Genomic DNA, 5,151 nt, shown 5'->3' with positions numbered 1-5,151 from the left:
GTCAACTGCCTACTGCCAACTGCTTTCCTGTCAACTGCCAACTGCTTTCCTGTCAACTGCTTTCCTGTCAACTGCCAACTGCTTTCCTGTCAACTGCTTTCCTGTCAACTGCCAACTGCTTTCCTGTCAACTGACTCTTAAAGTCGTCGCCACTTGCGGCCGTCTCTGTTCATTAGCAATTCTGCTTCCGTCGGTTCCCAAGTACCCGCTTCGTATTTAGGCACCAAACTTTGGTCATTCGACGATTCCCAAGCCATCAGCGCCGGAGTTACCACCCGCCAAGCTTCTTCTACTTCATCAGAACGAGTAAACAAAGTTTGGTCGCCCAGCATACAATCAATCAAAAGGCGATCGTAAGCATCCGAAGATGTCACCCCAAAGGAAGCACCGTAACTGAAATCCATATCCACCGTCCGCGTCCGCAAATCCGGCCCCGGCATTTTCGCCTCAAACCTCAGCGAAATTCCCTCATTCGGATGCACCCGCATGGTCAAAATGTTAGGAGCAGTTTGTTGGGCGGCAGACTGAAAAATGAGCAGCGGCACTTCGCGAAACTGAATCGCAATTTCACTGACTTTTTTCGGCAATCGCTTACCGGTACGCAGGTAGAAAGGCACTCCCTGCCAGCGCCAGTTGTCAATTAGGAACTTCATCGCCACGTAAGTTGGCGTGGTTGAGTTGGCTGCAACCCCCGGTTCTTCGTGATATCCGGGAACGGGTTTGCCTTTCATCCATCCTGCAGAATATTGACCGCGAATTGCCGAAAACTCCAAGTTGTGCAAATCTGCCAACCGAGTTGCTTGCAGAACCTTCATCTTTTCCGTGCGGATGCTGTCAGCGTCGAGCGAGTTCGGCGGTTCCATCGCCGTCAGACAGAAAATCTGCATCAAGTGGTTTTGCAGCATATCCCGCAGCGCCCCAGAGGATTCGTAGTAACCCGCCCGGTCTTCTACGCCCACTGTTTCTGCAACCGTAATTTGTACGTGATCGACAAATTGCCGGTTCCACAGCGGCTCAAAAATCGCGTTAGCAAACCGGAACACCATTAAATTCTGAACAGTTTCTTTACCTAAATAATGGTCGATCCGGTAAACTTGCTGTTCTTGGCAAACCTTCTGCACTACGCGGTTGAGAGCTTTTGCCGAACTCAAGTCGCGGCCGAAGGGTTTTTCAATTACCAAGCGGTGTTTTACTGGGTCAACCAGCATTTGAGCCGCCCCCAGTTGTCTAATGGCTTCTGGGAAAAAGTTCGGGGAAACTGACAGATAAAATATATGATTGCCGCGGGTTCTCCTTTCTTCGTCGAGTTCCGCTAAGAAAGTTTTGAGTTTTTGATAGCTTTCGGGGTTGTCAATGTCACCCGGACAGTAGTACAAACCTTTAGCGAAATCTTGCCACGATTCCTCATTGGCAATACCGCCGCCAAATTCTTCGATGCCTTCCCGCATTTGCTCTCGGAAGTAATCGTGACTCCAGGGGCGGCGGGCTACTCCCACGACGGTAGTTTCCGGTGGCAAACGCCGATCGCGCCTCATCTGATAAATTGCTGGTACCAGTTTGCGCTGGGTGAGATCCCCAGAAGCTCCGAAGATTACCAGAATTTGTGGTTCCGGTACCCGTTCTTTTCGCAAACCGACCCGCAGTGGATTTTCAAGTAGCGTTACCATGTTTTATTTTGCCCCTTCTAATGCTGTGAGTCTTGCCAGTACAGCTTGATAGTTTTTTGTCATTTCCGCTAGTTGTTCGGTCAGGGAGTTAATCTGCCCTTCATATTCTGCCTTGAGTTCTTCCCTAACTTCCTCTCGAATTTTTCTCCTCTCAACCGCCAGACGGACTTCCCAATCTTTATCTCGCTGTAGCAGTTCAGCTTTCAACTGCCTGTTTTCGGCTCGCAACTGCTCCAACTCCAATGCCACAGCAGCAGCGCGGCGATCCCTCTCTTTGTTTTGCTCTCGGATTTGCTCTCTAAGGCGCTGATTGTCCGATCGCAATTTCTCCAATTCTGAAGCACCATCTTTAGGCGTTCGACCGTTTCCGTTTGAAGGAAATCGCTCCTCAACCAAGCGCTTAACGGTTGCACCAGTGGGAATGCCGTTGGGCGATGACTCTACTGCTTCTTGCCAAATTTCTAGCTGTAGCTCGGCGGGCAGTCCCTTTAATGGGCGGAGTTGATATTCTTTGACTAGGGAATTGTGTACGTTCGTACACAAATTTTCCATAATCTCAGCCGCGTCAATGAACTGGTAAGCTCTTCGTTTCGTTATTCCCCACTTTTCCTGACAATAAGCCTCAAAAGTCTTGTGGGTTTCCCGGTACAGTTTCTGTTCTCGAATTTCCTCAAGGGCTTTGCCGACTTCGTAAAAAGTCTGAAGTCCTTGTTCTACTATCGATTCGAGTTCTTGAAGTCTCGCCCGTTCAGCGATATCCAGTTGGGCGTTGCCGTCCTCGCTTTGTTGAATGATATGAGTTGATAACATAAAATTTCCGTAGCAGTTCGGGATGAAAAATCAGGGATTGCGGATTTGATATTCTTTGATCGGGGAATTGTGTACGTTCGTACACAAATTTTCCATAATCTCGGCCTCGTCAATAATTGGAGACGGACAATTTCTAAGGATTCAGGAGCCACAATCATTATGTATTATGACTCCTGAGAGTTTCTGCCCTTACTGATACCAAATCGGTGGACTACACCGTTGCCAGCCGCTTAACTTTCTCTTCCAAGGAATCCATCAAAGATTGGAAGGGGCTGACAAATTTCTCGATCCCGTCCAAGAGCAAGTCTGCCATCACTTCGTCCAAGTTGATGTCGATGTCGGGATCTTTGAGACTTTCGAGCAGGGTGTAAGCTTCTTCGACGTTGTTCTCAATCCGGGGTGCGACATCGCAGTGATCGAAACAAGCTTCCACAGTGTTCGGCGGCAAAGTGTTAACCGTGTCGGGGCCGATTAATTCATCCACATACATCACATCGCTGTAGTTGGGGTTTTTGGTACTGGTGGAAGCCCACAGCAAGCGCTGCACTTTTGCTCCTTTGGCAGCTAAAGCTTGCCAGCGATCGCTCGCGACGATCTCTTTATACTTCTGGTAAGCTACCTTCGCATTGGCGATCGCCACTTTCCCCTTCACGGCTTCCAGTTTGGCTTTGGTGGAAATATCGGTAACATTTTTGAGTTTCTCGTCAATCTTGCCATCAATGTTGCTGTCGATCCGGCTCAAGAAGAAACTGGCAACCGAAGCAACATTGCTGACATCCAAACCTTTAGCCGCCCGCGCTTCCAAACCGCGAATGTAAGCCCAGAAGGTTTCGACGTAGCTGTCAACCGAGAACAGCAAAGTCACGTTAACGTTAATCCCTTCGCTGATGACTCGCTCCACAGCGGGCAACCCTTCAGCGGTTCCGGGAATCTTAATCATCACGTTTTGTTTGCCGAGGGCTTTGTAATAGCGCATGGCTTCGCTAATCGTGCTTTCTGTATCGTTGGCGATCGTCGGAGGCACTTCTATGCTGATGTAACCGTCCAAACCCTTCGACTCTGCGTAAACCGGGGCAAAGATGTCGCAAGCGTTGCGGATATCTTCAAATACCAGAGATTCGTATATCTCCATCACAGATTTGCCAGCCCGGATGCCTGCTTCGATATCCGCGTCGTAAATCACATTACCCGCGATCGCTTTCTCGAAAATCGCCGGATTAGATGTAATCCCCCGCAGTCCCCGACTTTCAATCATCTGTTTGAGTTCGCCGGACTCGATCAGATTGCGAGTCAAATTGTCCATCCAAATACTTTGGCCAATGTCTTTGATTTCTAACAGGTGATTCGTTGTTGTTTTCGTCATTACTTTCGCTCCTACTATTTGATAGTTAATAATTTGTTAACAGTTATTTGTTACTTGTTATTTGTTACTCGTCCCAACCAATAACAAATAACTCATAACCAATAACTTCACTCTTCGACTGTGCGAGAATTGCGCGATCGATCTTGAATAAAAGACTCGACCATCGCTACATTTTCTTGACTGCCGATAATCAAGGGTGATCGCTCGTGCAGTTTAGTCGGCACTACGTCTAAGATATCTTGAGTGCCGGTACTGGCGCGCCCGCCGGCTTGTGCCATCAAAAACGCCAAAGGAGCCGATTCGTAGAGCAAACGCAATTTGCCTTCGGGTTGTTTGACGGTTCCGGGGTACAAAAACACGCCTCCCTGGGATAAAATCCGGTGGAAATCTCCCACCAAAGCCCCGCCGTAGCGGGCGGTATAACCTTCGCTGCGGTGGACGTAACGAATGTAGTCCCTCAAAGATTCCTCCCACTGCCAGAAGTTGCCTTCATTAACGCTGTAAATCGGGCCGCGCGAGGGAACCTGTATATTTTCGGTTGCTAGAATAAACTCGCCCAAACTGGGGTCGAGGGTAAAGGAATGAACGCCCTGCCCGATCGAATAAACCAGTATGGTACTGGGGCCGTAGAGTACGTAGCCGGCGGCGATTTGTTTGTGTCCGTGTTGCAGCAAGTCGGAGGCAGAACCGTCTGCATCGTCCCCCTCTTGCTTGCGGATGCTGAAGATTGAGCCGACATCGAGATTGATGTCAAGATTGGAAGAACCATCTATGGGATCGTAGAGAAGACTGTAGCGTCCGATCGGACAGTTTTCAGGAATGTAATAGGGTTTTTCCATTTCCTCCGAAGCCAAGCGGCAGACAAGTCCGCTTTGCTGGAATACCGAGATAAACACTTCATTGGCATAGACATCCATCTTTTTGACGGATTCTCCCTGCACGTTGACACCCCCGGTAAAACCTAAAGCATCTTCCATTAATCCGGCCCTGCTGAGTCGCCTCGCGATCAGCTTGGCAGCTAGTCCGATGCGATTCATCAGGGCGCTGAGATCCTGAGCATCTGCACTAAAGCTGTGGAGTTGCTGGAGTACGTGACGGGATAAAGTCGTGCAATCGCGGTCTAAGGCTTGTACCTGTTCGGTCTGGCCGAGACGGGTTTCCCCTGTTGGCGCGTTTACCATGATTTGGATGTTCTCCCTGTCTTGCGGCTGGTTAGTTGGGGATTTTCAGGTGCTTGCCGTTTGCCCCGCTAATCGGCTGTTAGACCGATCGCCCCTAACTTCTATCTTAGGAAGGGTTTTGCCAAAGGGG

At 49.4% G+C, this 5,151-nt stretch carries 4 protein-coding genes; all 4 read right to left on the bottom strand.

Going from position 1 to position 5,151, the window contains the following annotated elements; all coding sequences use genetic code 11:
- Positions 1-137: 137 nt before the first annotated feature.
- The 4 genes from zwf to fbp all read right to left on the bottom strand — a co-directional run bounded on the left by zwf (position 138) and on the right by fbp (position 5,021).
- Positions 138-1,667, bottom strand: coding sequence for a glucose-6-phosphate dehydrogenase (zwf, locus tag WBA89_RS18645; protein WP_424408701.1), 1,530 nt, complete (start codon positions 1,665-1,667; stop codon positions 138-140).
- A gap of 3 nt (positions 1,668-1,670) precedes the next feature.
- Complete coding sequence (locus tag WBA89_RS18640) at positions 1,671-2,477, bottom strand: hypothetical protein (protein ID WP_424408700.1); 807 nt, start codon at positions 2,475-2,477, stop codon at positions 1,671-1,673.
- A gap of 211 nt (positions 2,478-2,688) precedes the next feature.
- Positions 2,689-3,840: a transaldolase gene (gene tal / locus WBA89_RS18635; RefSeq protein WP_424408699.1), complete on the bottom strand. Its 1,152-nt coding sequence runs from the start codon at positions 3,838-3,840 to the stop codon at positions 2,689-2,691.
- A gap of 107 nt (positions 3,841-3,947) precedes the next feature.
- Positions 3,948-5,021 carry a class 1 fructose-bisphosphatase gene (fbp, locus tag WBA89_RS18630; protein ID WP_424408698.1) on the bottom strand — a complete coding sequence of 358 codons (1,074 nt, stop codon included), beginning with the start codon at positions 5,019-5,021 and terminating at the stop codon, positions 3,948-3,950.
- Positions 5,022-5,151: the final 130 nt, after the last annotated feature.

Origin of the sequence: Microcoleus sp. (assembly GCF_049646505.1) — a bacterium.
Lineage (GTDB): Bacteria > Cyanobacteriota > Cyanobacteriia > Cyanobacteriales > Microcoleaceae > Microcoleus.
Note: the sequence above shows the minus strand (reverse complement) of the source record. Positions and strands in the feature narration are given on the sequence as shown.

Bases quoted from the DNA above. Each gene is read 5' to 3' on its own strand.
- zwf (WP_424408701.1), bottom strand. From the start codon at position 1,667: ATGGTAACGCTACTTGAAAATCCACTGCGGGTCGGTTTGCGAAAAGAA.
- WBA89_RS18640 (WP_424408700.1), bottom strand. From the start codon at position 2,477: ATGTTATCAACTCATATCATTCAACAAAGCGAGGACGGCAACGCCCAA.
- tal (WP_424408699.1), bottom strand. From the start codon at position 3,840: ATGACGAAAACAACAACGAATCACCTGTTAGAAATCAAAGACATTGGC.
- fbp (WP_424408698.1), bottom strand. From the start codon at position 5,021: ATGGTAAACGCGCCAACAGGGGAAACCCGTCTCGGCCAGACCGAACAG.